Origin of the sequence: Marivivens sp. LCG002, from assembly GCF_030264275.1 — a bacterium.
Taxonomy (GTDB): domain Bacteria; phylum Pseudomonadota; class Alphaproteobacteria; order Rhodobacterales; family Rhodobacteraceae; genus Marivivens.
On the sequence record NZ_CP127165.1, the window covers coordinates 804,252 to 826,592 of the forward strand.

Consider the following 22,341-nt stretch of genomic DNA (forward strand, 5'->3'; position numbering starts at 1 on the left):
ATTTGAGGAACATACTTTCCCTCGACGGCCAAAGGCATTATTCTGCGCCGCATGAGCAGTTTTTCCGAAGATGACGCCTTTGAAGCCGCAGCCAATATCCCGCTAAGCCAGCGGGCCATGATGGCTGCTCGCCCCACTCCTTATCTTGAGGGGCTCAACCCCGCACAGCGCGAGGCAGTCGAAACACTCGACGGTCCGGTGCTGATGCTTGCGGGCGCGGGAACGGGCAAGACCAAGGCGCTGACCTGCCGCATTGCGCACCTTATGACGACGGGGCGTGCGCGTCCGAACGAAATTCTTGCCGTTACCTTCACCAACAAAGCCGCGCGCGAGATGAAGCTCCGCGTTGCGTCCCTCTTAGGCGAGGCGGTCGAGGGCATGCCTTGGCTCGGCACGTTCCACTCCATCTGCGTCAAGCTCTTGCGCCGCCATGCGGAACTCGTCGAGCTCAAGACAAACTTCACCATTCTGGATACCGACGACCAGATACGCCTATTGAAACAGCTTTTGTCGGTGGCGAACATCGACGACAAACGCTGGCCTGCGCGGATGCTTGCAGGGATCATCGACCAGTGGAAGAACCGCGCTTGGACCCCTGCACAGGTTCCGACAGGCGACGCGAGCGCCTTTGATGGCAAGGGCGTGGACCTCTATTACCAATACCAGATGCGCTTGCGCGAACTGAACGCGGTGGACTTCGGTGATCTGCTTTTGCACATGGTCACGATTTTCCAGACCCACCCCGACGTTCTGGCGCAATACCAGCGCTGGTTCCGCTATATCCTCGTGGACGAGTATCAGGATACCAACGTGGCCCAGTATCTGTGGCTGCGCCTCCTTGCGGGCGGGCACAAGAATATCTGCTGTGTGGGGGATGACGACCAGTCGATTTACGGCTGGCGCGGCGCCGAAGTCGGCAACATTCTCCGTTTCGAAAAGGACTTCCCCGGCGCCAAGATCGTGCGGCTCGAGCAAAACTATCGCTCCACGCCCCATATTCTGGCTGCTGCATCGGGTGTGATCTCGGGGAACAAGGGCCGTTTGGGCAAGGAACTTTGGACCGAGGTCGAGCACGGCGAAAAGGTGCGACTCATCGGCCATTGGGACGGCGAGGAAGAGGCCCGCTGGATCGGAGAAGAAATCGAAGCGTCTCAGCGCGGCACCCGTGGTCAATCGCCCAAATCGCTTGAAGATATGGCGATCCTCGTTCGTGCCTCGCACCAGATGCGGGCCTTTGAAGATCGGTTTTTGACCATCGGTCTTCCCTATCGCGTCATCGGGGGTCCGCGCTTTTACGAGCGTTTGGAAATCCGCGATGCCATGGCCTATTTCCGCCTTGCGGTGAGCCTTGACGACGACCTCGCCTTCGAGCGGATCGTCAATACCCCCAAGCGCGGGCTTGGCGACAAAGCGGTTCAAACCATCCAGCGCACCGCCCGCTCGAACGGTGTTTCACTGGTCGAAGGCGCGCGGCTTGTCTGCGAGGCGAAACTCCTTGGCGGTAAGGGTCTCAAGGAACTCAGCTATCTCGTCGACAGCCTCTTGCGCTGGAATGCCCAAGTCCGTGCCGAGGCCGACACCCATGTCGAACTCGCCGAAATGATCCTCGACGAGAGCGGGTATACGGGCATGTGGCAGAACGACATAACGCCCGAAGCCCCCGGCCGCCTTGAAAACCTCAAGGAATTGGTCAAGGCGCTCGAGAATTTCGACAACCTTCAGGGGTTTCTCGAACATGTCGCATTGATCATGGACAACGAATCCGAGGATTCCGAGGAAAAAGTCTCGATCATGACGCTTCATGCCGCCAAAGGTCTGGAGTTTCCTGTGGTGTTTCTTCCCGGATGGGAAGACGGACTTTTCCCGTCCCAACGCAGTATGGACGAAAGCGGTCTCAAGGGGCTCGAGGAAGAGCGGCGGCTTGCCTATGTCGGCATCACGCGGGCAGAGGAGATCTGCACGATATCCTTTGCCGCCAACCGCCGCGTTTATGGTCAATGGCAAAGCCAGCTTCCAAGCCGCTTTATCGACGAGCTCCCTGAGGCGCATGTCGAGGTGATGACGCCTCCTGGTCTTTACGGCGGCGGCTATGGTGCGGCGGGGATGTCCGCAAGCGCATCGCCTTCGATCCGAACCGCGCAGGACAGCCAGATTTTCGAGCGTGCTTCCAAAGCGGATGTCTATAACTCGCCAGGTTGGCGGCGCATGCAGTCGCGCGCCCAAGGTGTGCGCGGTATGGCGCAACCTGTGGAGGCGCGCGGGATCATCATCAACGCCACTGCCGTATCGTCATTTACCGTCGGGGATCGCGTGTTCCACCAAAAGTTCGGCTATGGCGAGGTGATGGAGATCGAGGGCGATAAGCTCGACATCGAGTTCGACAAGGCAGGGGCGAAAAAGGTCGTGTCCAAATTCGTCGTCTCCGCCGACTCTGCCAACGATGTTCCGTTCTAGGCGCTCATTCCGGCAAGAATCGGCCAGAGCGTCGCGACCAGAAGTGCGCCCATCGTCCAGTTAAAGACGCGCAGGCGACGCGGATTGGTGAGGATCTTGCGCATCTGCACGCCCAGAACCGTCCAAGTGCTGATGGAGGGGAGGTTCACCGCGCCGAACACCAGTGCCACGATGACGACATTTCGCATCGAATGGTCGCCAGAATAGGCCGTCGTGGCGGTGAGGGCCATGGCCCATGCCTTGGGATTCACCCATTGAAAGGCCGCCGCTTGAAGAAATGTGATCGGTTTCTTGTCGGTTTCGGGGGCATCGGGGCTCTTCGGGGCCGCGGTCGCGATCTTCCAAGCAAGATAAAGCAGATAGACGACGCTGACCACTTTGAGCAGGGAATAGCTCAGCGGCCAGAGATCAAAGAGTTGGGTAAGCCCTGCACCGACCAGGAACACCATAAAAACGAAGCCGATCCCCACACCCATCATATGCGGCAGCGTGCGGCGCAGCCCGAAATTCGCGCCCGAGGCCATGAGCATCATGTTGTTCGGACCCGGTGTGATCGAGCTGACGAAGGAAAAGCCGATGAGTGCGGTAAGGAGTTCGTATGTCATTGCAGTTGTATATGTGGTCAAGGGGCGAATTTGATTGCATATATTCGACAAAATCGAATTCGAGGTGCAATAAATGACGACTTTTGATGATCTGGACCGAAAGATATTGCGTGAATTGGAGCGTGACGGGCGACTCGCGAATATCGCCCTTGCGGAAAAGGTGGGTTTGTCGCCCTCGGCGTGCCTTCGGCGGGTTCAAGAGCTTGAAAAGTCGGGGGTGATCAAAGGCTATACGGCGCGCCTTGATCCCGCGAAAACGGGGCGCGGGTTTCTGGTCTATGTGACGGTCGGCTTGTCCGAACACACCAAAGCTGCGCAGGAAACCTTTGAGCGGGCGATGCGCAATGCGGCGCCCGTCACCGAATGCCATAACGTTGCAGGGGCTTTCGAATACCTCTTGCGGGTCGAGGTAGAGAATCTCGCCGCCTACAAGGCGTTTCACACCGACACGCTCGGCACGGTTCCGAATGTGCGCTCGATCACAAGCTATATGGTGATGGGCTCTCCCAAGGATATCCGTTCCTGAACTCACGGTCCTTAAAACGGAAAACGACGGTGCCAGGGAGGAGGAGGGCACCGTCGTTCTGTTCGGCGTCCGCTCAGGGAGGAGGAGAGAGCGGCGCTTATCGGACCTTCGCGCAGGGAGGAGGAGAGCGCTTGGGTCCTATTTAACGAGGGCTCAGGGAGGAGGAGGAGCGCCTCGTATTCTTGTAAGCGACGGCATCAGGGAGGAGGAAGATGCCGTCGCTTTTGTCCGGTGCGCTCTCAGGGAGGAGGAGAGAGAGCGGGCCGTTTCTCAGGGGTCTCAGGGAGGAGGAGGAGACCCGAGAGTGTTCTATTAGGCGCCGTAAGCGGCTTCGATTGCGACGCGCTTGATCATCGAACGAGCGATGCCGAGGTCGGCGAGTTCGCGGTCGTTCAGAGCTTCAAGCTCGTTCACGGTGTTTGCGTAGACTTTACGCTTTGCGAAGAACTCGGAAACCTGAGCGGCGATGTTGCCGAAAACTGCGGTCAGGCCGAATGCTGCGGTGCGGGTCTCGGTTGCGTATGCCATTTCGTATCTCTTTCTCGTCTTGCCCCCGTTCGGGGCTTTGTCTCGATGCGCTCTGTGTCGCGCTGTTGGACTATAGATGCGCCCATTGCTGCGTTTGCACAATGGATGAATGAGCAATGCTGCTATGCAGAAAGTGCATACGCAAAGCTGACCTATCTTGCTGCCGCTCCAATGCTCGACTTGCCCATGGGGTTTGCACGTGTGCTCGCGCGCGCGTGCGAGCGACGCGCTGAAATGATGCTTCTGGAACCACATGGAATCCGATTGCGCTTTTCATGGAACTCGCTGGATTTCCGAATCACGTCCACGTGTTTTGACGTGAAATCAGGTGAACATGGGGCGAACATCTGTGGATAACTTTGGGGATGTTCAGCATGAGTGCGCGTGTCTGGAAATTTTTTGGGTTTTTCTGGAACTTGTTTTTCAACCACTCTGAATACAACATATTGTGTGCAATGGTGCTATGGTATCCACCATTGGTTCTCGTTCCTCACGGTGGAGTGCGAATGTGGATAACTTTTCCTCCAGGCTGACCCAAATGGTTCCATGAATTCCCAAAAAAGTGTTGCGCGCACCCGTTCTGCGTGGCAATTTCAGGTCATCGAAAGCGATGGGTTTGATATTTAAGGGGCAAAAGAACCCCACCGGCATAAGCAGGTTTCATACAGGCTCCCACACTTTCGAAAACAAGAGATCCGGCGCGCGAGCGAGCAGACATCCCCCCAGGTGGCGCGTGCAGTCGGACATCCCGCGAGGGACGACGACGGCGGATTGAGCAGTGGCAGCAGCTCAATCCGCCGTTTCGTTTTTCGCTAAGAGTGACAGGTTAGAGAGGCACCGCAGTAGTGGTTCTGGCGTTTACAGGCGAACACACCCAAAAGGTGGACAAGAAGGGACGGATGTCGATTCCAGCCCCTTATCGCCGTGTGCTGGAAGGCGGTGACCCCAAGTGGGCAGAAGGTCTCTCGCCGCGCGTCGTGATTGTCTATGGTCAGCATCTCAAGAACGAGCTTCAGGCCTATACCGTGGCCGAGCACGAAAAGATCGTGGGCGAGATTTACGCGATGCCGCGCGAGCGCACGGCCGACAAAAAGCGACTCGCCCATCTCATGATCACCCAATCAACCGAGCTTGAGGTCGACAAGGATGGCCGCGTCATCCTTCCGCTCAAATTGCGCGAAAAGCTCAAGATCGAAGAGGGCGAGATCTATTTCCGCGGCATGGGCGACAGTTTCGAAATGTGGAATCAGGAAACATTCCAAGCCACGGTCGGTGCCGATATCGACAACTGGCTCGACGATATGCCCGATGACTTCGACCCGCTCAGTGTTTTGGGGGGAAGCTGATGTCCTCTCCCGACCAGCCCCACATCTCAGTTCTCTTGCGGCCGCTTATCAATGCGGTCGCACCTGTTTCTGGCGTTTGGCTGGACGGCACCTTCGGGGCAGGCGGCTATTCCCGAGCCTTGCTGGAGGCGGGTGCGGATAAAGTGATCGGCGTTGACCGCGATCCGCTCGCCTTTGAAATGGCTGCGCCTTGGGCGCATGAATACGGCGATCGGCTCGAACTGGTCGAAGGCACATTCTCGCGACTTGACGAATATGGTTCGGGTCTGGCGGGGGTTGTGCTCGATCTTGGGGTTTCGTCGATGCAGCTCGATCTCGCGGAGCGCGGCTTTTCCTTTATGCGCGACGGACCGCTCGATATGCGCATGTCGCAATCGGGACCCAGTGCCGCCGATCTGGTGAATACCGCCGAAGAGGTGGATCTTGCCGAGATCATTTATCTTTATGGCGAAGAGCGTGCGTCCCGCCGTATCGCCCGCGCCATCGTCAATGCCCGCCCCATCGAAACAACGCTGCAGCTTGCCAGAATTGTGGAAAGCTGCCTGCCGCGTCCAAAGCCGGGGCAAAGTCATCCGGCCACCCGCACATTTCAGGCGCTCCGTATCGCTGTGAACGACGAATACGGTGAGCTGGCCGAAGGTCTTATGGCGGCGGAGCGCGCGCTCGCGCCGGGCGGTCAGTTGGCGGTTGTGACCTTCCATTCGGTCGAGGACCGCATGGTCAAACGTTTCCTTCAGGCCCGTTCGGGCAGCACGGGCAATGCGAACCGCTATGCCCCCGAGCTGCACCGCGAAACGCCTGCATTCGAATTGAAGAGCCGCAAGGCCATCGGTCCCGACGACCAAGAGCTTGCCGAGAATCCGCGTTCGCGGTCTGCAAAGCTTCGGGTTGCGGTGCGCACCGATGCGCCTTCGGGAGAAGTTGAACGATCCGCGCTGGGAATGCCTCTTCGCAAGGGTGAAAAGTGATGCGTAGTATTCTTTATGTTCTGTCCGCACTCGCCGTCATGGCATTGGCGTTTTGGGCCTATCGCGAGAATTATGCGACCCAGCAACAGATCAAAGAAGTGCGCGCGCTTCATGCCCAGATCGGCGCGGCCCATGCGCGATTGAACACGCTCGAAGCGGAATGGGCTTACCTTAATCGTCCTGACCGTCTTCGCGATCTTGCGGACCTCAACTTCGAGCGTCTCGGACTGCTCCCGATCATGCCCGATGCCTTTGGTCGCGTCGATCAGGTGATCTATCCGATGCCCGACCTTCTCCCCATCACGGATGCGGTGGAAGTCAAAGGAACGCTGGAAGGGGAGGAGCCGCTATGATCCGCACACCGCTCCGTCCGCTTGCCCGCATTCTCAAGGCCCGTCAGGTCGGAGAAAACCCCGACGCCATCGAAGCCGAAAACAAACGCGTCCGTCACGAGGAAATGCGGGACAAGTCGCGTTCGCGCGCCGAAGGCCGTCTTCTCATGCTCGGCATGATGTTCTTTTTCGCCTTTGTCGCGATCATCGGCAAAATGGGCATTATCGCCTCGACCGAACCCGAAGAGCCGCGCACCGCGCTCGTCACCAACCCGATCATCAACCAGCGCGCAAATATCGTGGATCGCAACGGCCGTATTCTCGCGACGAATATGGATACCCACGCGCTCTATGCCCAGCCGCAGATGATGGTCGATCCTACTCGTGCTGCGACGGAACTCGCCGCGATCTTCCCAGAGCTCGAGGCGGAAAAACTGCTCAAGGATTTTACGGGCAATCGTAAATTTCTCTGGATTCGCAAGCAGATCAGCCCCGAGCAGATGCAGCTTGTGCATGATATCGGCGAGCCCGGTCTTCTGTTCGGTCCGCGCGAGATGCGTCTTTATCCCAACGGCCCGATTGCGTCGCACATCCTTGGCGGTGCCCGTTTCGGGCGTGAGGGGGTGAACTCTGCCGAAGTGATCGGTGTCGCGGGTGTCGAAAAGCAGTTCGACGAGTATTTGCGGGATCCCGCAAACGCGGGTGCGCCGCTCCAGCTCTCCATCGACCTCACGATTCAGGCCGCGACCGAACGTGTGCTTGCAGGCGGCATGATGCTCATGAACGCCAAAGGCGCGACGTCGATCCTGATGGATGTCCACACGGGCGAGATTGTCGCGATGGCGTCGCTTCCCGACTTCGATCCCAACAACCGACCGCGTGTGCTGACCACAGGCGATCAATCCGACAGCCCGCTCTTCAACCGCGCTGTGCAGGGTGTGTACGAGCTCGGCTCCACCTTCAAGATATTTGCGGTCGCACAGGCCATGGAGCTTGGCCTGATCAACCCCGACACCATGATCGACACCAAAGGGCCGATGACCTGGGGTCGTTTCCGTATCAACGATTTCCACAACTACGGCCCGCAGCTGACCAGCACGGATGTGATCGTCAAGTCCTCGAACGTTGGCACCGCGCGCATCGCGCTCCAGATCGGACCCGAGCGCCAGAAGGCTTTTCTTGAAACGCTTGGGTTCCTCAAGCCGACCAGCGTCGAGTTGATCGAAGCGCCTTCGGGGCGTCCGCTTCAGCCGAAGCAGTGGTCGGAGATTTCGACCATGACCATTTCCTATGGTCACGGTTTGTCGGCCTCGCCGCTTCACCTTGCTGCGGCTTATGCGACGATTGCCAACGGCGGCTATCAGGTGTCGCCGACCCTGCTGCGTCAAGATCACCCCGCCTTGGGCGAGCGCGTGATGTCCGAGCGTTCGGCAGATGCCGCCGTCGACATGCTGCGTCAGGTGGTCGTGCGCGGCACCGCATCCTTTGGCGAGGTTGTCGGTTACGAAGTGGCGGGCAAAACGGGCACCGCCGATAAGCCCAAGCCGACGGGCGGATATTATGACGACAAGGTCATCGCGACCTTTGCCTCCATGTTCCCCGCCTCCGACCCCAAGTATGTGCTGATCGTGACGCTCGACGAACCTGTCGAAACCTCGGGCACCGAGCCGCGCCGCACCGCAGGCTGGACTGCGGTTCCCGTGGCCGCAGAGATGATCCGCCGCGTCGCCCCTCTACTTGGGCTCAGACCACAGATTGAAATGTCCTCCCTAGAGGGTGTAACACTCACCTCGAATTGAACGGGGAACGGCATGACCAACGGGGCAGCAAACAAAAACTCTAATCTTGCGGCCCTTGGACTGCGTGCACGCGGCGGCAAAGAGGCGCAGATCACCGCGATCAGCGTCGATAGCCGCGAGGTGACCCAAGGCACGCTGTTCTTTGCGCTTCCCGGAACCAAGGTGCATGGCGCAAGCTTTGTCGCCAAAGCGCTTGCCCAAGGGGCAGCGGCTGTTCTCACCGATCCAGAAGGTGCCGCTTTGTGCAGTGCCGAAGTCGAAGCCGCAGGCGCGGCTCTCATCGTGGCCGAAGACGCCCGTGCGGCGCTTGCGCAAACTGCCTCGATCTGGTTCGGCCCGACACCCTCGACCGTGGTCGCCGTCACGGGAACGAACGGGAAAACGTCGGTCTCAACATTTTGCCGCCAGATCTGGCTCGAACTGGGGCACGAGGCATGCAATCTCGGAACCACGGGGGTCGAAGGCGCATGGACCTATCCGCTGCGCCACACCACGCCCGAGCCGATCACGCTCCACCGCGTGATGGCCGAAGCGGCGCGTCAAGGTGTGACCCATCTGTCGATGGAAGCGTCCAGCCACGGTCTTGACCAGCGCCGCCTTGACGGGGTCATGCTCAAAGCGGCGGGCTTTACCAATTTCACCCAAGACCATCTCGATTATCACAAGACTTTCGAGGCTTATTTCGAAGCCAAGATGGGGCTTTTCGACCGTGTTCTTCCCCCCGAAGCGGGAGCCGTGATCAATATCGATGATCCCAAAGGTACCCGCGTGGCTGACATCGCCGAAGATCGCGGTCAAGAGGTGATCCGTGTCGGACGCCGCGAGGATGCCGACCTTTACCTCAGCGCCCAGCGGTTCGATGCGACGGGGCAGGAGCTTCGTTTCTCCTTCGAGGGGAAAACCTATCTCAAGCGGCTCAACCTCGTCGGCGGGTTTCAGGCGGACAACGTGCTTCTTGCGGCAGGTCTTGTCATCGCTGCGGGCGAGGACCCTGCTGCCGTTTTCGAAACGCTTCCTTATCTGACCACGGTGCGGGGCCGCATGCAGCTTGCGGCAACGCGTGCGAACGGGGCTGCGGTCTTTGTCGATTACGCACATACCCCCGATGCGGTGCGCACCGCTCTTCGGGCCATGCGCCCGCATGTCATGGGTCGCATCATCGCCATCGTCGGGGCAGGGGGCGACCGCGACACGCTAAAGCGTCCCTTGATGGGCGCAGAAGCCGTGCGCAACGCCGATTTCGTGATCGTCACCGACGACAATCCGCGATCGGAGGACCCCGCCAAAATCCGCGCCGCTGTCCTCGAAGGCGCGATCAATGCCGGTGGATCGGACCGCGTGATGGAGGTGGCCGACCGCGCCGAAGCCATCCTTCGCGCCGCCGATATGCTTGAACCTGGTGACGCTCTTCTTGTGGCCGGCAAAGGCCATGAAACGGGCCAGATCATCGGGGACGATATTTTGCCCTTTGACGATGTGGAACAGGCCAGCGTGGCCGTTGCCGCTCTGGATGGAAAAATCTGATGGCCCTTTGGACTTCAAAAGACGCAGCCCAAGCCACGGGCGGCCACGCCACGACCGAGTTTGAGGTGAACGGCGTCTCGATCGACACGCGCACTTTGGCCAAGGGCGATCTTTTCGTTGCGCTCAAAGCGGCGCGCGACGGTCACGAGTTTGTGGCGCAAGCACTCGAAAAAGGGGCGGCTGCGGCTCTCGTTACCCATCGACCCGAAGGCGTGCCCGAAAGCGCTCCGCTTTTGATCGTTCCCGATGTGCTTGCCGCGCTCGAAGCACTGGGGCGCGCAGCGCGGGCGCGCACTGCGGCGCGCGTTGTCGCCGTGACAGGTTCGGTCGGTAAAACATCGACCAAAGAAATGCTGCGCACCGTTCTTGCCAAACAGGGAAGAACACACGCCGCCGAAGCCAGCTACAACAACCATTGGGGCGTGCCGCTGACGCTGGCCCGCATGCCCGAGGACACCGAATATGCGGTGATCGAAATCGGCATGAACCATCCCGGCGAAATCTCGCCGTTGGTCAAGATGGCGCGGCCGCATGTGGTCATGGTGACAACCGTTGCCGCCGCCCACCTCGAAGCCTTTGAGAACATCGAAGGCATCGCCCGTGAAAAGGCGTCGATCTGCGACGGCCTCGAACCGGGTGGCATTGCAGTGCTGAACGGCGATTTGCCAACGACGCCGATCCTCCTTGACGCGGCCAATGCGAAAAACGCCAAGATCATCACGTTCGGCCAAAGCGCAGGCTGTCACCACCGCCTCGCTGATCTGCGCATTCGCGAAGGCCATACGATCGCCAAAGGCCGCGCCTGGCGCACGCCTGTTCTGCTCAAAGTCGGCACCGAAGGGCGGCATTTCGCCCAGAACGCAATGGGAGTGATTGCAGTTGTCACAGCGCTCGGGGCCGATCGTGTGACGGCGCTTCTCGATCTTGCCGAATGGGCTCCGCCCGCAGGGCGCGGCACCGCGGAAGTCGTCTATCTCGATTCCGCCAAATCGGATGAATATCTCGATCTCATCGACGATGCCTTCAACGCCAATCCGACATCCCTTGCCGCCTCTCTCGAAGTGCTCGCGGCACGCACCCCGCGCAACGGTGTCGGGCGCTGGAACACGGGCCGCAGGATCGCGATCCTTGGCGATATGCTCGAACTCGGACCCGACGAGCTCGCGCTTCATGCCCAAGTGGCCAAGGACCGCTCACTGGAAAACGTGGCCCTTGTGCATTGCGTCGGCCCACGTATGAAGCACCTTCACGACGCCCTTCCCGAAGAGAAAAAAGGCCGCTGGGCTCAGAGCGCCACGGACCTCATCCCGCATGTGGCAAAATTGGTCGACAGCGGGGATGTCGTTCTCGTCAAAGGCTCCAAGGGGAGCAAAGTCAGCCTCGTTGTTGACGCCATCCGCAAAATGGGGCAACGCAACCCCAGATTGGAAGAAGAGGTTTAATACATGCTCTATTGGCTCACCGCGCTGTCTGACGGCGGCGATGTATTCAACCTCTTTCGCTACATCACCTTCCGTGCGGGCGGTGCGCTTTTCACGGGTCTGATCTTCGGCTTTTTGTTCGGCAAGCCGCTGATCAATGTGCTGCGCCGCAAACAGGGCAAGGGTCAACCGATCCGCGCGGACGGCCCCGAGGCACATTTCGCCAAACAGGGCACCCCGACCATGGGCGGTCTGTTGATCGTTGGCGCTTTGACCGTTTCGACGCTCCTCTGGGCGCGCCTCGACAATCCCTATGTGCTTCTCGTTCTCTTTGTGACCCTGTCCTATGCGCTGATCGGCTTTGCCGACGATTACGCCAAGGTGCGCAAACAGAATACCGACGGTGTCTCGGGCAAAGTCCGCCTTGTCCTCGGCTTTCTCGTCGCAGGTATCGCCGGCTTCTGGGCCGCGTCCTTCCATCCCGAAGGTTTGACCTATCAACTGGCACTGCCGGTCTTCAAGGATGCGCTGATCAACCTGTCGTTCTTTTTTATCCCCTTCGCCATGATCGTCATCGTCGGCGCGGCGAATGCGGTGAATTTCACCGATGGCCTCGATGGTCTTGCGATCATGCCCGTGATGATCGCCGCAGGAACCTTCGGCATCATCGCCTACGCCGTAGGCCGTGTGGACTTCACCGACTATCTTGATGTCCACTATGTGCCTGATACAGGGGAGCTTTTGATCTTCTGCGCGGGTCTCATCGGCGGCGGTCTCGGCTTTTTGTGGTATAACGCTCCGCCTGCCGCTGTGTTCATGGGGGATACCGGCTCGCTCGCTTTGGGCGGCGCACTCGGATCCATCGCGGTCGCCACCAAACACGAGATTGTGCTCGCCATCGTCGGCGGCCTCTTCGTGATGGAAACCCTCAGCGTGATCATTCAGGTGGCCTATTTCAAACGCACCGGCAAACGGGTCTTCCTGATGGCCCCTATCCATCACCACTACGAGAAAAAAGGCTGGTCCGAACCCCAGATCGTAATCCGCTTCTGGATCATCTCGCTGATCCTTGCGATGATCGGTCTGGCCACACTCAAAGTGCGCTGATTGCCTTTGTGCCGCAAATATCCCGGGTGAATTGGCCAAAGGCCAAGAGGGCAGAGCCCTCCCTTTCGCCTCTCTTGCCATTGCGCGAGAGGGGCGGCACCTTCCTGCCAGTCAACGGAGGCTGATCCATGATTCCCGTCCAAGGGTTCGAGAACCAAACCGTCGCTGTCTTGGGCCTAGGCCGGTCGGGGCGCGCCACCGCCAAAGCTTTGGCCGCAGGCGGTGCCCATCCCCTGTGCTGGGACGATAGCCCCTCGGGCCGCGAAGCTGCCGAAACCGAAGGCTTCGAGATACGTGATCTGACCCGCGAGGGGGCCCTTGACGGTGTCGCCGCGCTCATCGTCTCGCCCGGCATCCCGCATCTCTATCCCGCGCCGCATCCCGTCATCGCCCTCGCATGGGATGCAGGCGTGCCCGTCGACAATGACATCGGCCTGTTCTTCCGCTCCTTTGCGGCAGAAGGCTTCGACGATTTCGACACAAGCCCCCGCGTCATCGCAATCACCGGCTCCAACGGAAAATCCACGACCTCGGCGCTGACCCACCACATCCTCAAGGAATGCGGCCGTCCGACCCAACTTGCAGGTAATATCGGTCGAGGCGTCCTCGATATCGATCCGCCGCAAGACGGCGAAGTCATCGTGCTTGAACTTTCCTCCTATCAGACCGATCTGGCACGGGCTTTGACCCCCGATATCGCGGTTCTGACCAACCTCAGCCCCGACCACCTTGATCGTCACGCAGGTCTTGGCGGATATTTCGCGGCCAAGCGCCGTTTGTTCGCTGAAGGCGGGCCGGACCGCGCCATCATCGGCGTCGACGAAAACGAGGGACGCTATCTTGCCAATCAGCTTGCCATGGGCCAAGCCGATGACCGCGTGATTTCGATCTCGAGCGGCCGCAAACTCTCGGGCGAGGGCTGGAGCGTTTTCGCGCGCAAGGGCTTTCTCTCCGAATACCGCAAAGGCCGTCAGGTCGGCTCGATCGACCTACGAGAGATTGTGGGGCTGCCCGGGGCGCACAATCATCAGAACGCCTGTGCCGCCTATGCGGCCTGCCGCACGCTCGGGATCGGGCCGCGACAGATCGAAGAGGCGATGAAATCCTACCCCGGACTTCCGCATCGCTCCCAACTCATTGCCGAAATCGGGGGCGTGAAATACGTCAACGACTCCAAAGCCACGAATGTGGATAGCGCCGCCAAAGCGCTTCAGGCGTTCCCGCGCATCCGCTGGATTTGCGGCGGCCTCGAGAAAGAGGGCGGTGTGGACGCGCTCTTGCCCCATGTGGGATCGGTCGCCAAAGCCTATGTCATCGGGCGTGAAGCCGAGAAATTCGCTCTCGCCCTAAAAGGCGTCGACGCCGAGATTTGCACGACGATGGAGGTGGCCGTCACTCGCGCCGCCGCCGAGGCCGAGGCAGGCGATGTCGTGCTCCTTGCGCCTGCCTGCGCAAGTTTCGATCAGTATGACAGCTTCGAAAAACGCGGCGAGGATTTCGCCGCACAGGTCGCCAAACTGGGCTAAGCGCTGATCGCGCGGCCCGCAGCGGCCGCCGATGCCCAAGCCCATTGGAAGTTATACCCGCCAAGCCAGCCCGTGACATCGACACATTCGCCGATGAAATAGAGGCCTTTGACCTTTTTGGCTTCCATTGTCTTGGAGGAAAGCTCGTCCGTGTCGATCCCGCCGAGCGTGACTTCGGCGGTGCGATACCCTTCGCTGCCTGTCGGGACCAATTCCCAAGCGTGAAGCTGATCGGCAAGCTCGGTCAGGCGTTTGTCGGACCAGTCTGCGATATTGCCGGACATATCCATGACCCCCGCCAGATGTTCGACAAGCCGCGCTGGAAAAATCATCCCGAGGATGGTCGTCAGGTTCTTTTTCCCCGCCCCACGCTTTTCCGATTTGAGGAATTCGGCCAAGGACCTCTTGGGCGACATATCGAGCGTGATGGCCTCTCCCTCGCGCCAATAGGACGAGACCTGGAGCATCGACGGCCCCGAAAGACCGCGATGGGTGAACAGCATTCCTTCGGTAAAGGCAGGCCCCCGCTCCGCGCGGGCCGTGACTTCGCTGGACAGACCCGCAAGCGCCTTGAAGCGCTCCGCATCAAAGGTAAAGGGCACAAGGCCCGCGCGCGTTTCCGTCACCCTGATCCCGAAATCCGAGGCGATTTTGTAACCGATGCCCGTCGCACCCATCTTCGGGATCGACTTGCCGCCCGTCGCCACGACGAGGTTCTCGGCCTCGACCAAGACGCGCCGCCCTTGGCGCGAGAGCGCCACGTGGAAGTGGTCACCGTCTTTCTGGATCGCTTCGATCTCTGTCTGGAGCCAGAGGTCCGCGCCCGCCTTGTCCATTTCCTGTCGCAGCATCGCGACGACATCCTTGGCGCTTTCGTCGCAAAAGAGCTGGCCGAGGGTCTTTTCGTGCCATGCTATGCCGTATTTGGCCATCAGCTCGATAAAGTCCCATTGTGTGAATTGTGACAGTGCCGACTTATGAAAATGCGGATTGGCGCAGATATAGTTCGAAAATTGAATGTCGAGGTTGGTGAAATTACAGCGTCCACCGCCCGAGATGCGGATCTTCTCGCCCGCCGCTTTGGCATGGTCGATCACGAGAACATCGGCCCCCGCGCGCGAGGCGCAAAACATACCCGCGGCACCCGCTCCGAGAATGAGTGTCTTCACTTTCATGACTGGCCTGCCTTTTTAGGATCGGGAACGCGCGATTTCCGCCGATTGCCCTGAATTTACTGGCAATCGGGCGCAGCACGGGTTAGCATTATTCTCAGACCCGGACAACGGGCACAATTGAGGCAGATAAAGCGGTATATCCATGACGGAAATGGTCTATGGAACGATCCCGGCGCAGGCCGGCGATCCTATTATTCCACGTTGGTGGCGCACCATCGACAAATTGACGATGACATGCGTCTTCATGCTGTTCGGTATCGGGCTTTTGCTTGGGCTTGCGGCCTCTCCGCCGCTGGCGGCCCGCAATGGTCTCGAGCCTTTCCACTATGTGCTGCGTCAGGCATTCTTCGGCGGAAGCGCGATGCTGGTGATGCTTGTCATGTCGATGATGTCGCCCACGATGGTGCGGCGTCTCGGGGTGATCGGCTTTCTTCTGGCCTTTGTCGCTCTGGCGCTTTTGCCTGTCTTCGGAACCGATTTCGGCAAAGGCGCGGTGCGCTGGTATTCGCTCGGGTTTGCCTCGTTCCAGCCGTCCGAATTCCTCAAGCCCGGTTTTGTGGTTGTCGCCGCCTGGTTCATGGCTGCCGCCTTCGAGATCGGCGGCCCTCCGGGGCGGATGTATTCCTTTATTCTGACGGTGATGATCTGCCTTATGCTGGCGCTTCAGCCTGACTTCGGTCAGGCCTGCCTCGTGCTTTTTGCTTGGGGCGTCATGTATTTCGTTGCCGGTGCGCCGATGCTGCTCCTTATGGGGATTGCGGGTCTCGTCGTTCTTGCGGGCACGTTTTCCTATGCCAATTCCGAGCACTTCGCCCGCCGCATCGACGGCTTTTTGAACCCTGAAATCGATCCGCGCACCCAGATCGGCTATGCGACAAACGCCATCCGCGAAGGCGGTTTCTTCGGCGTCGGCGTGGGTGAAGGTCAGGTGAAATGGTCACTGCCCGACGCCCATACCGATTTCATCATCGCGGTGGCTGCCGAAGAATACGGTCTTGTCTGTGTGCTGGCGATCATCGCGCTTTATGCGATCATCGTGGTGCGCTCGCTCCTGCGTTTGATGAAGGAACGTGATCCCTTCATCCGCTTGGCAGGAACCGGCCTTGCCTGCGCATTCGGTGTTCAGGCGATGATCAACATGGGCGTTGCGGTGCGTCTGCTTCCTGCCAAGGGGATGACGCTTCCTTTCGTGTCATACGGCGGGTCTTCATTGATCGCAGGCGGTATCGCCGTGGGTATGCTTCTGGCCTTTACCCGCACCCGTCCTCAGGGCGAGATCGGCGAAATCCTTCTTAGGGGGCGTCGATGAGCAAGCCCCCCCTTCTGATCATCGCGGCAGGTGGCACGGGCGGGCATATGTTTCCCGCTCAGGCCTTGGCCGAAGTTATGCTCTCGCGTGGATGGCGCGTGCGGCTCTCGACAGATGAGCGCGGTGCGCGCTACACGGGCGGCTTTCCCGACGCGGTCGAGATCATGCAGGTCAAAAGCGCGACCTTTGCCCGTGGTGGCGCATTGGCCAAAGTCATGGTGCCGTTCACCATCGGGGCCGGTGTTCTCGCCGCAACGTGGCGGATGCTTCTAGACAAGCCAGCGGTTGTCGTCGGTTTCGGCGGCTATCCATCGATCCCCGCGATTGCCGCGGCAACGATCTTGCGCCGTCCACGTATGCTTCATGAACAGAACGGCGTTCTCGGACGGGTCAACCAGCTTTTTGCAAAGCGGGTGGATGTGGTGGCCTGCGGCACATGGCCGACCACGCTTCCCGACGGGATCGAAGGTATCCACACGGGCAACCCCGTGCGCGCTTCGGTTCTGCGCCGCGCAGGGGCAGGCTATATCGAACCGGGTGAATACCCGATGTCGATCCTTGTGATGGGCGGCTCTCAGGGGGCCAAGATCCTTTCGGATGTGGTGCCCGCCGCGATTGCCTCGCTGCCGCAGGAGCTTCGCCAATATATCCGTGTCAGTCACCAAGCCCGCGCCGAAGATCGCTGGCGCGTGGCCGAGACCTATGCCGACGCAGGCATCAGCGCCGAAATAGAGCCGTTCTTCGACGATGTTCCGACCCGCATGTCCGAAGCGCAACTGGTGATCAGCCGTTCGGGGGCCTCTTCGGTCGCCGATATCAGCGTCATCGGTCGTCCGTCGATCCTCGTGCCTTTGGCGGCTGCGATCCGTGATGAACAGACGGCGAATGCCCAAGCCTTGGTCGAAGCGGGCGGCGCCATTCGTATTCCCGAGGCCCAATTCACGGTTGAAACCCTTGCCGAACAGATTCTAAACGTGCTCGGCGATGCGCGTGGGGCCGCGATGATGGCGTCCGCTGCTTTGTCCTGTGGAATTCCCGATGCCGCCGACCGTCTTGCCGCTCTCGTTGAAGAGCTCGCATCCGGCGATAAGAAAGAAGAAGAGTAAAATGAACGCTGTTACCAAGCTCCCCCTCGACGTAGGTCCGATCCATTTTGTAGGGATCGGGGGGATCGGCATGTCAGGGATCGCAGAGGTTCTCGTGAACCACGGCTATCGCGTGCAAGGCTCCGACGCCAAAACCAGCAAGATCACCGACCGTCTTGCCGAGATGGGTGTCACCATCTTCGAAGGCCAAAAGGCCGAGAACCTTGAAGGTGCGGAAGTCATCGTCATTTCTTCGGCAATCAAACCGGGCAATCCCGAACTTGACGAAGCGCGCCGCCGAGGGCTCCCGATCGTGCGACGTGCCGAAATGCTGGCCGAGCTGATGCGGCTCAAATCGAACGTTGCGATTGCGGGCACGCATGGCAAGACGACGACGACCACCATGGTTTCGGCGCTGCTTGATGCGGGGAACTTCGATCCGACCGTCGTGAACGGCGGGATCATCCATGCCTATGGCTCGAACGCCCGGGTCGGGGACGGCGAATGGATGGTGGTCGAAGCGGACGAGTCCGACGGGACCTTCAATCGTCTTCCCGCGACCATCGCAATCGTCACCAACATCGACCCCGAGCATATGGAGCATTGGGGAAGCCTCGATAACCTGCGCAAAGGGTTCTACGATTTCGTTTCAAACATTCCGTTCTACGGCGTCGCCGTCTGCTGCACCGATCATCCAGAGGTGCAGTCTCTCGTCGGCAAGATCACGGATCGCCGCGTGATCACTTACGGTTTCAACGCACAGGCCGATGTGCGTGCGCTGAACCTGACCTATGTGAAGGGCGTGGCGCATTTCGACATCGGGCTTCAGGCCGAAGGCGATGTGATCGAAGGCTGCACGCTGCCGATGCCGGGCGACCACAACGTCTCGAATGCGCTTTCTGCTGTGGCGGTTGCCCGTCACCTCGGCATGAAGAAAGAGGAAATCCGCGCCGCTCTTGCCGCTTTCGGCGGGGTCAATCGCCGCTTTACCAAGGTCGGTGAAGTGGATGGCGTGACGATCATCGACGACTACGGTCACCACCCCGTTGAAATCGCGGCGGTTCTCAAGGCCGCACGTCAGGCGTCGGACGGCCGCGTGATCGCTGTGCATCAGCCACACCGCTATACCCGCCTCCATTCGCTGTTCGAGGATTTCTGCTCCTGTTTCAATGATGCGGACGTCGTCGCCATCGCCGAAGTCTATGCGGCAGGCGAAACCCCGATCGAAGGCGCAAGCCGTGACGATCTCGTTGCGGGGCTCATCCGTCATGGGCATCGCCATGCCCGCGCTCTTCTGAGCGAAGATGATCTTGAACGCCTTGTGCGCGAACAAGCCAAATCGGGCGATATCGTCGTGTGCCTCGGGGCAGGGACGATCAGCGCTTGGGCGAACAACCTGCCCGCGCGTTTGGGAGCAAAGTAGGTCGGCGAGGCGGGATCAACCCGCCCGTTGATATTGAATATCAGGCGTCGTTTGCGGCGTTCTGAGGTCAGGGGTCAAGAGGCTGGCCCCGTCCAAAAGAAGGACCGAGCATTATGTCTACTTCTATTCTGATTGCATTGGTGTGGTTTGTGGCAGCCAATATCGCGGGTCTTTTGCCGTCGCGGGACAACCATTGGCGCCGCGCGTATATCCTGATCGCGACGGGTGTGCCCATTCTCGGATATGTGACCTTTGAAAACGGCCCGCTCGTCGGCTTGATCTGCTTTGCGGCAGGCGCTTCGATCCTGCGCTGGCCGATCGTTTTCCTGTCCCGCTGGCTGCGGGCCAAATTCCAGCGCAGCCGCGCTTGATCCGGTATCGCCCTCCCTGTATCGACGAGGCGAATAACCCATAGGACTGTGACATGGAACTTCCGCAGGTGCGCGGCACACTGACCAGAGGCAAGAGCCTTGCCGAGCTGACCTGGCTTCGGGTGGGCGGCCCTGCCGACGTGTTCTTCCAACCTGCCGACCGCGAGGACTTGTCCGAGTTTCTTGCGGCTCTTCCCGATGACGTGCCTGTCTTTGCGATGGGGGTCGGCTCGAACCTGATCGTGCGGGACGGAGGACTCCGAGGGGTCGTGATCCGTCTTGGACGGGGTTTCAACGGGATCGAAATCGACGGCAATCGCGTGGTCGCGGGGGCTGCGGCGCTTGACTCCATGGTGGCGCGCCGTGCGGCAGAGGCGGGTGTCGACCTCAGCTTTCTGCGCACGATCCCCGGCTCGATCGGGGGGGCTGTTCGGATGAACGCGGGGTGCTATGGCGAATACACCGCCGATTACCTCAAGGAGGTTACGGTCGTTTTGCGCTCGGGGGACTGTGTGACGCTCGGCAAAGAAGCGCTCAACATGCGCTATCGGCAAAGCGATCTGCCCGAGGGCGCGGTCATTGTTTCGGCGACCTTCGAGGCCCGGACGGGCGATCCGCAAACGCTTGCCGCCCATATGGAGGCACAGCTTAAAAAGCGCGACGAAACCCAGCCGACCAAGGATCGTACGGCGGGCAGCACCTTTCGAAATCCTGCCGGTTTTTCAAGCACGGGACGCGCTGACGACACCCACGAGCTCAAGGCATGGAAGGTGATCGACGACGCGGGGATGCGCGGCGCGACACGCGGCGGGGCTGTCATGAACGTGATGCATTCCAACTTTTTGACCAATGCGGGGGGCGCAACGGCCGCCGACCTCGAGGGATTGGGCGAAGAAGTGAGAAAAAAGGTTTACGATTCAAGCGGTATCACGCTAGAATGGGAAATCATGAGGGTCGGCGAACCGGCTCCGAACGAATAAGAATACCGGTCACAAGACCACAGCCCGCAGGCAAGGGCTTTATAACGAACGACGGGTCACAAGGCCCGCAAGCAGAGGCGGTGGGAATGTCGAGCAAGGCAGCCCCTAAGGTGTGTGTGTTGATGGGGGGTCCATCCGCAGAGCGAGAGGTGTCTCTCAGCTCGGGTCGCGAGTGTGCCAAGGCGCTCCGCGCCGGCGGTTTCGACGTGGTCGAGATCGACGCAGGGCCGTCGCTGGTCGAGGACCTCAAGTCCGCCAAACCTGATGTCGTCTTCAACGCTTTGCACGGTCGCTGGGGCGAGGACGGCGCGGTTCAGGGTATCCTTGAGTGGCTTCGTATTCCCTACACACATTCAGGCGTGCTGGCTTCGGCGCTTGCCATGGACAAAGATAAGTCCAAAGAGGTCTATCGCGCAGCAGGTCTTCCCGTTGTCGAAAGCATTCTCGCGTCTCGCGAGGACGTAAAAACGCGCCACATGATGGCGCCGCCCTATGTGGTCAAACCGAACAACGAAGGCTCGTCCGTTGGCGTCTATATCGTCTACGAAGGGTCGAACCAGCTACCGCAGCTTTCCGACGAGATGCCCGAGACGGTAATGGTTGAAACCTTCGCGCCGGGCCGCGAATTGACCACTGCGGTGATGGGAGAACGCGCGCTTGGCGTGACGGATATCATCACCACGGGTTGGTATGATTACGCCGCAAAATACGAGGTCGGCGGATCGCGTCACGAGATCCCCGCGAATATCCCCGACGAGATCCGCGATGCCTGTCTTGACTATGCGGTGCGGGCGCACAACGCGCTCGGCTGTCGCGGGATGAGCCGCACCGATTTCCGCTGGGACGAGAGCCGCGGTCTTGACGGGCTTATCCTTCTTGAAACGAACACCCAGCCCGGAATGACCCCGACCTCGCTCGCGCCCGAGCAGGCGGCCTTTGCGGGCATCAATTTTGTAGACCTGTGCAAGTGGTTGGTAGAGGACGCCTCATGCTCGCGATGAAGATGCGCCGTGATCCGACGCCCTCGCGTTGGGGGTATCGCTACCAGCGCTGGATGCTTTCACCGTTTTATCGGACGCTGATCAAGGTCGGCATCCCGATGACCGTTGCGGGTCTTGTTACGGCGGCTTGGCTGGCAAGCCCCGACAATCGCGCGACCCTTGTGGCAAATTATGAAAGCCTGCGGGAGGCGATCGAGCATCGCCCCGAATTCATGGTGACGGCGGTTGCGATCGACGGAGCCGAACAACGTCTTTCGGATGAGGTGCGCGAGGTGCTCGGTCTGGCGCTTCCGCTGTCGTCCTTCGACTTCAGCCTCGAAGAGCTCCGCGAAAAGGTCGAGGCCTTGAATGCCGTCGAGAGCGCCACTCTGCGCATCAAGCCCGGCGGTGTGCTTCAGGTTCATATCGTGGCCCGCACGCCCGTAGCCGTCTGGCGCGGGGATAACGGGCTTCATCTCATCGACGCCGAGGGCAATTTCGTAACGGCCATCGAGGCGCGTTCGGATCGCGCCGATCTTCCCCTGATCGCGGGTGACGGAGCCGAGGACCACATTGCCGAGGCGATGGCTCTTTTTGCGGCTGCGACGCCTGTCTGGGACCGCGTGCGCGGTCTTGTCAGGATGGGCGAACGTCGCTGGGATCTGGTTCTAGACCGTGATCAGCGCATCCAGCTCCCCGAAGAAAATCCGGTGCGCGCGCTCGAGCGCGTCATCGTCATGGCACAAAGTCAGGACCTTTTGGAGCGTGACGTTTCCGTCATCGATTTCCGACATTCAAGCCGGCCAACGATCCGGCTCAACGAGCAAGCCGCAGCTGAAATGCGGCGCATAAACGCGGCAGTATCCGGGACAGGTAACTAAG

General features: G+C 60.0%; 20 protein-coding genes. 17 read left to right on the top strand and 3 right to left on the bottom strand.

Annotated elements, in window-relative coordinates; all coding sequences use genetic code 11:
- The first annotated feature begins 51 nt into the window (after window positions 1–51).
- Complete coding sequence (locus QQG91_RS04115) at window positions 52–2,454, top strand: ATP-dependent helicase (RefSeq protein WP_285771710.1); 2,403 nt, start codon at window positions 52–54, stop codon at window positions 2,452–2,454.
- Here QQG91_RS04115 and QQG91_RS04120 read toward each other — a convergent pair.
- A complete protein-coding gene (locus QQG91_RS04120; RefSeq protein WP_285771711.1) occupies window positions 2,451–3,059 on the bottom strand; it encodes a LysE family translocator in 609 nt (202 codons plus the stop codon). The two genes, QQG91_RS04115 and QQG91_RS04120, sit on opposite strands and share 4 nt — an antisense overlap.
- Before the next feature lie 73 nt (window positions 3,060–3,132).
- Between QQG91_RS04120 and QQG91_RS04125 the strand changes: the two genes are divergently transcribed.
- The gene (locus QQG91_RS04125) at window positions 3,133–3,585 is read left to right on the top strand and encodes an Lrp/AsnC family transcriptional regulator (RefSeq protein WP_285771712.1); all 453 of its coding nucleotides are present in this window, start codon (window positions 3,133–3,135) and stop codon (window positions 3,583–3,585) included.
- Between the two features lie 312 nt (window positions 3,586–3,897).
- Here the strand turns inward: QQG91_RS04125 and QQG91_RS04130 are convergent, their stop codons facing one another.
- Entirely contained in the window at window positions 3,898–4,113 is a 216-nt protein-coding gene (locus tag QQG91_RS04130; RefSeq protein WP_285771713.1) for a DUF1127 domain-containing protein, read from the bottom strand.
- A gap of 845 nt (window positions 4,114–4,958) precedes the next feature.
- Between QQG91_RS04130 and QQG91_RS04135 the strand changes: the two genes are divergently transcribed.
- The 8 genes from QQG91_RS04135 to murD all read left to right on the top strand — a co-directional run bounded on the left by QQG91_RS04135 (window position 4,959) and on the right by murD (window position 14,136).
- Window positions 4,959–5,459, top strand: coding sequence for a division/cell wall cluster transcriptional repressor MraZ (locus QQG91_RS04135; RefSeq protein ID WP_285771714.1), 501 nt, complete (start codon window positions 4,959–4,961; stop codon window positions 5,457–5,459).
- Window positions 5,459–6,427 carry a 16S rRNA (cytosine(1402)-N(4))-methyltransferase RsmH gene (gene rsmH, locus QQG91_RS04140; protein WP_285771715.1) on the top strand — a complete coding sequence of 323 codons (969 nt, stop codon included), beginning with the start codon at window positions 5,459–5,461 and terminating at the stop codon, window positions 6,425–6,427. Before QQG91_RS04135 ends, rsmH begins: the two co-directional genes overlap by 1 nt.
- A complete protein-coding gene (ftsL, locus tag QQG91_RS04145; RefSeq protein ID WP_285771716.1) occupies window positions 6,427–6,780 on the top strand; it encodes a cell division protein FtsL in 354 nt (117 codons plus the stop codon). The genes rsmH and ftsL overlap by 1 nt, the downstream gene beginning before the upstream one ends.
- Window positions 6,777–8,558, top strand: a complete 1,782-nt coding sequence (locus QQG91_RS04150) for a peptidoglycan D,D-transpeptidase FtsI family protein (protein ID WP_285771717.1) — start codon at window positions 6,777–6,779, stop codon at window positions 8,556–8,558. The genes ftsL and QQG91_RS04150 overlap by 4 nt, the downstream gene beginning before the upstream one ends.
- Window positions 8,559–8,570: 12 nt before the next feature.
- Entirely contained in the window at window positions 8,571–10,082 is a 1,512-nt protein-coding gene (locus QQG91_RS04155) for a UDP-N-acetylmuramoyl-L-alanyl-D-glutamate--2,6-diaminopimelate ligase (protein ID WP_285771718.1), read from the top strand.
- Window positions 10,082–11,524, top strand: coding sequence for a UDP-N-acetylmuramoyl-tripeptide--D-alanyl-D-alanine ligase (locus QQG91_RS04160; RefSeq protein ID WP_285771719.1), 1,443 nt, complete (start codon window positions 10,082–10,084; stop codon window positions 11,522–11,524). Before QQG91_RS04155 ends, QQG91_RS04160 begins: the two co-directional genes overlap by 1 nt.
- Window positions 11,525–11,527: 3 nt before the next feature.
- Window positions 11,528–12,610, top strand: coding sequence for a phospho-N-acetylmuramoyl-pentapeptide-transferase (gene mraY / locus QQG91_RS04165; protein ID WP_285771720.1), 1,083 nt, complete (start codon window positions 11,528–11,530; stop codon window positions 12,608–12,610).
- A 128-nt stretch (window positions 12,611–12,738) separates the two neighbouring features.
- Window positions 12,739–14,136, top strand: coding sequence for a UDP-N-acetylmuramoyl-L-alanine--D-glutamate ligase (gene murD / locus QQG91_RS04170; protein ID WP_285771721.1), 1,398 nt, complete (start codon window positions 12,739–12,741; stop codon window positions 14,134–14,136).
- On the opposite strand, the gene QQG91_RS04175 is transcribed toward murD, so the two are convergent.
- Entirely contained in the window at window positions 14,133–15,311 is a 1,179-nt protein-coding gene (locus QQG91_RS04175; RefSeq protein WP_285771722.1) for a BaiN/RdsA family NAD(P)/FAD-dependent oxidoreductase, read from the bottom strand. The two genes, murD and QQG91_RS04175, sit on opposite strands and share 4 nt — an antisense overlap.
- Before the next feature lie 142 nt (window positions 15,312–15,453).
- Between QQG91_RS04175 and ftsW the strand changes: the two genes are divergently transcribed.
- From ftsW to QQG91_RS04210, 7 genes are all read left to right on the top strand, one after another.
- Entirely contained in the window at window positions 15,454–16,620 is a 1,167-nt protein-coding gene (gene ftsW, locus QQG91_RS04180; RefSeq protein ID WP_285771723.1) for a putative lipid II flippase FtsW, read from the top strand.
- Complete coding sequence (locus QQG91_RS04185) at window positions 16,617–17,726, top strand: UDP-N-acetylglucosamine--N-acetylmuramyl-(pentapeptide) pyrophosphoryl-undecaprenol N-acetylglucosamine transferase (protein ID WP_285771724.1); 1,110 nt, start codon at window positions 16,617–16,619, stop codon at window positions 17,724–17,726. The genes ftsW and QQG91_RS04185 overlap by 4 nt, the downstream gene beginning before the upstream one ends.
- Before the next feature lies 1 nt (window position 17,727).
- Entirely contained in the window at window positions 17,728–19,128 is a 1,401-nt protein-coding gene (murC, locus tag QQG91_RS04190; RefSeq protein WP_285771725.1) for a UDP-N-acetylmuramate--L-alanine ligase, read from the top strand.
- Between the two features lie 113 nt (window positions 19,129–19,241).
- Window positions 19,242–19,499, top strand: coding sequence for a DUF2484 family protein (locus tag QQG91_RS04195; protein WP_285771726.1), 258 nt, complete (start codon window positions 19,242–19,244; stop codon window positions 19,497–19,499).
- Between the two features lie 53 nt (window positions 19,500–19,552).
- Window positions 19,553–20,479, top strand: a complete 927-nt coding sequence (murB, locus tag QQG91_RS04200) for a UDP-N-acetylmuramate dehydrogenase (RefSeq protein ID WP_285771727.1) — start codon at window positions 19,553–19,555, stop codon at window positions 20,477–20,479.
- A gap of 86 nt (window positions 20,480–20,565) precedes the next feature.
- Window positions 20,566–21,480, top strand: a complete 915-nt coding sequence (locus QQG91_RS04205; protein ID WP_285771728.1) for a D-alanine--D-alanine ligase — start codon at window positions 20,566–20,568, stop codon at window positions 21,478–21,480.
- The gene (locus QQG91_RS04210) at window positions 21,468–22,340 is read left to right on the top strand and encodes a cell division protein FtsQ/DivIB (protein ID WP_285771729.1); all 873 of its coding nucleotides are present in this window, start codon (window positions 21,468–21,470) and stop codon (window positions 22,338–22,340) included. Before QQG91_RS04205 ends, QQG91_RS04210 begins: the two co-directional genes overlap by 13 nt.
- Window position 22,341 lies beyond the last annotated feature (1 nt).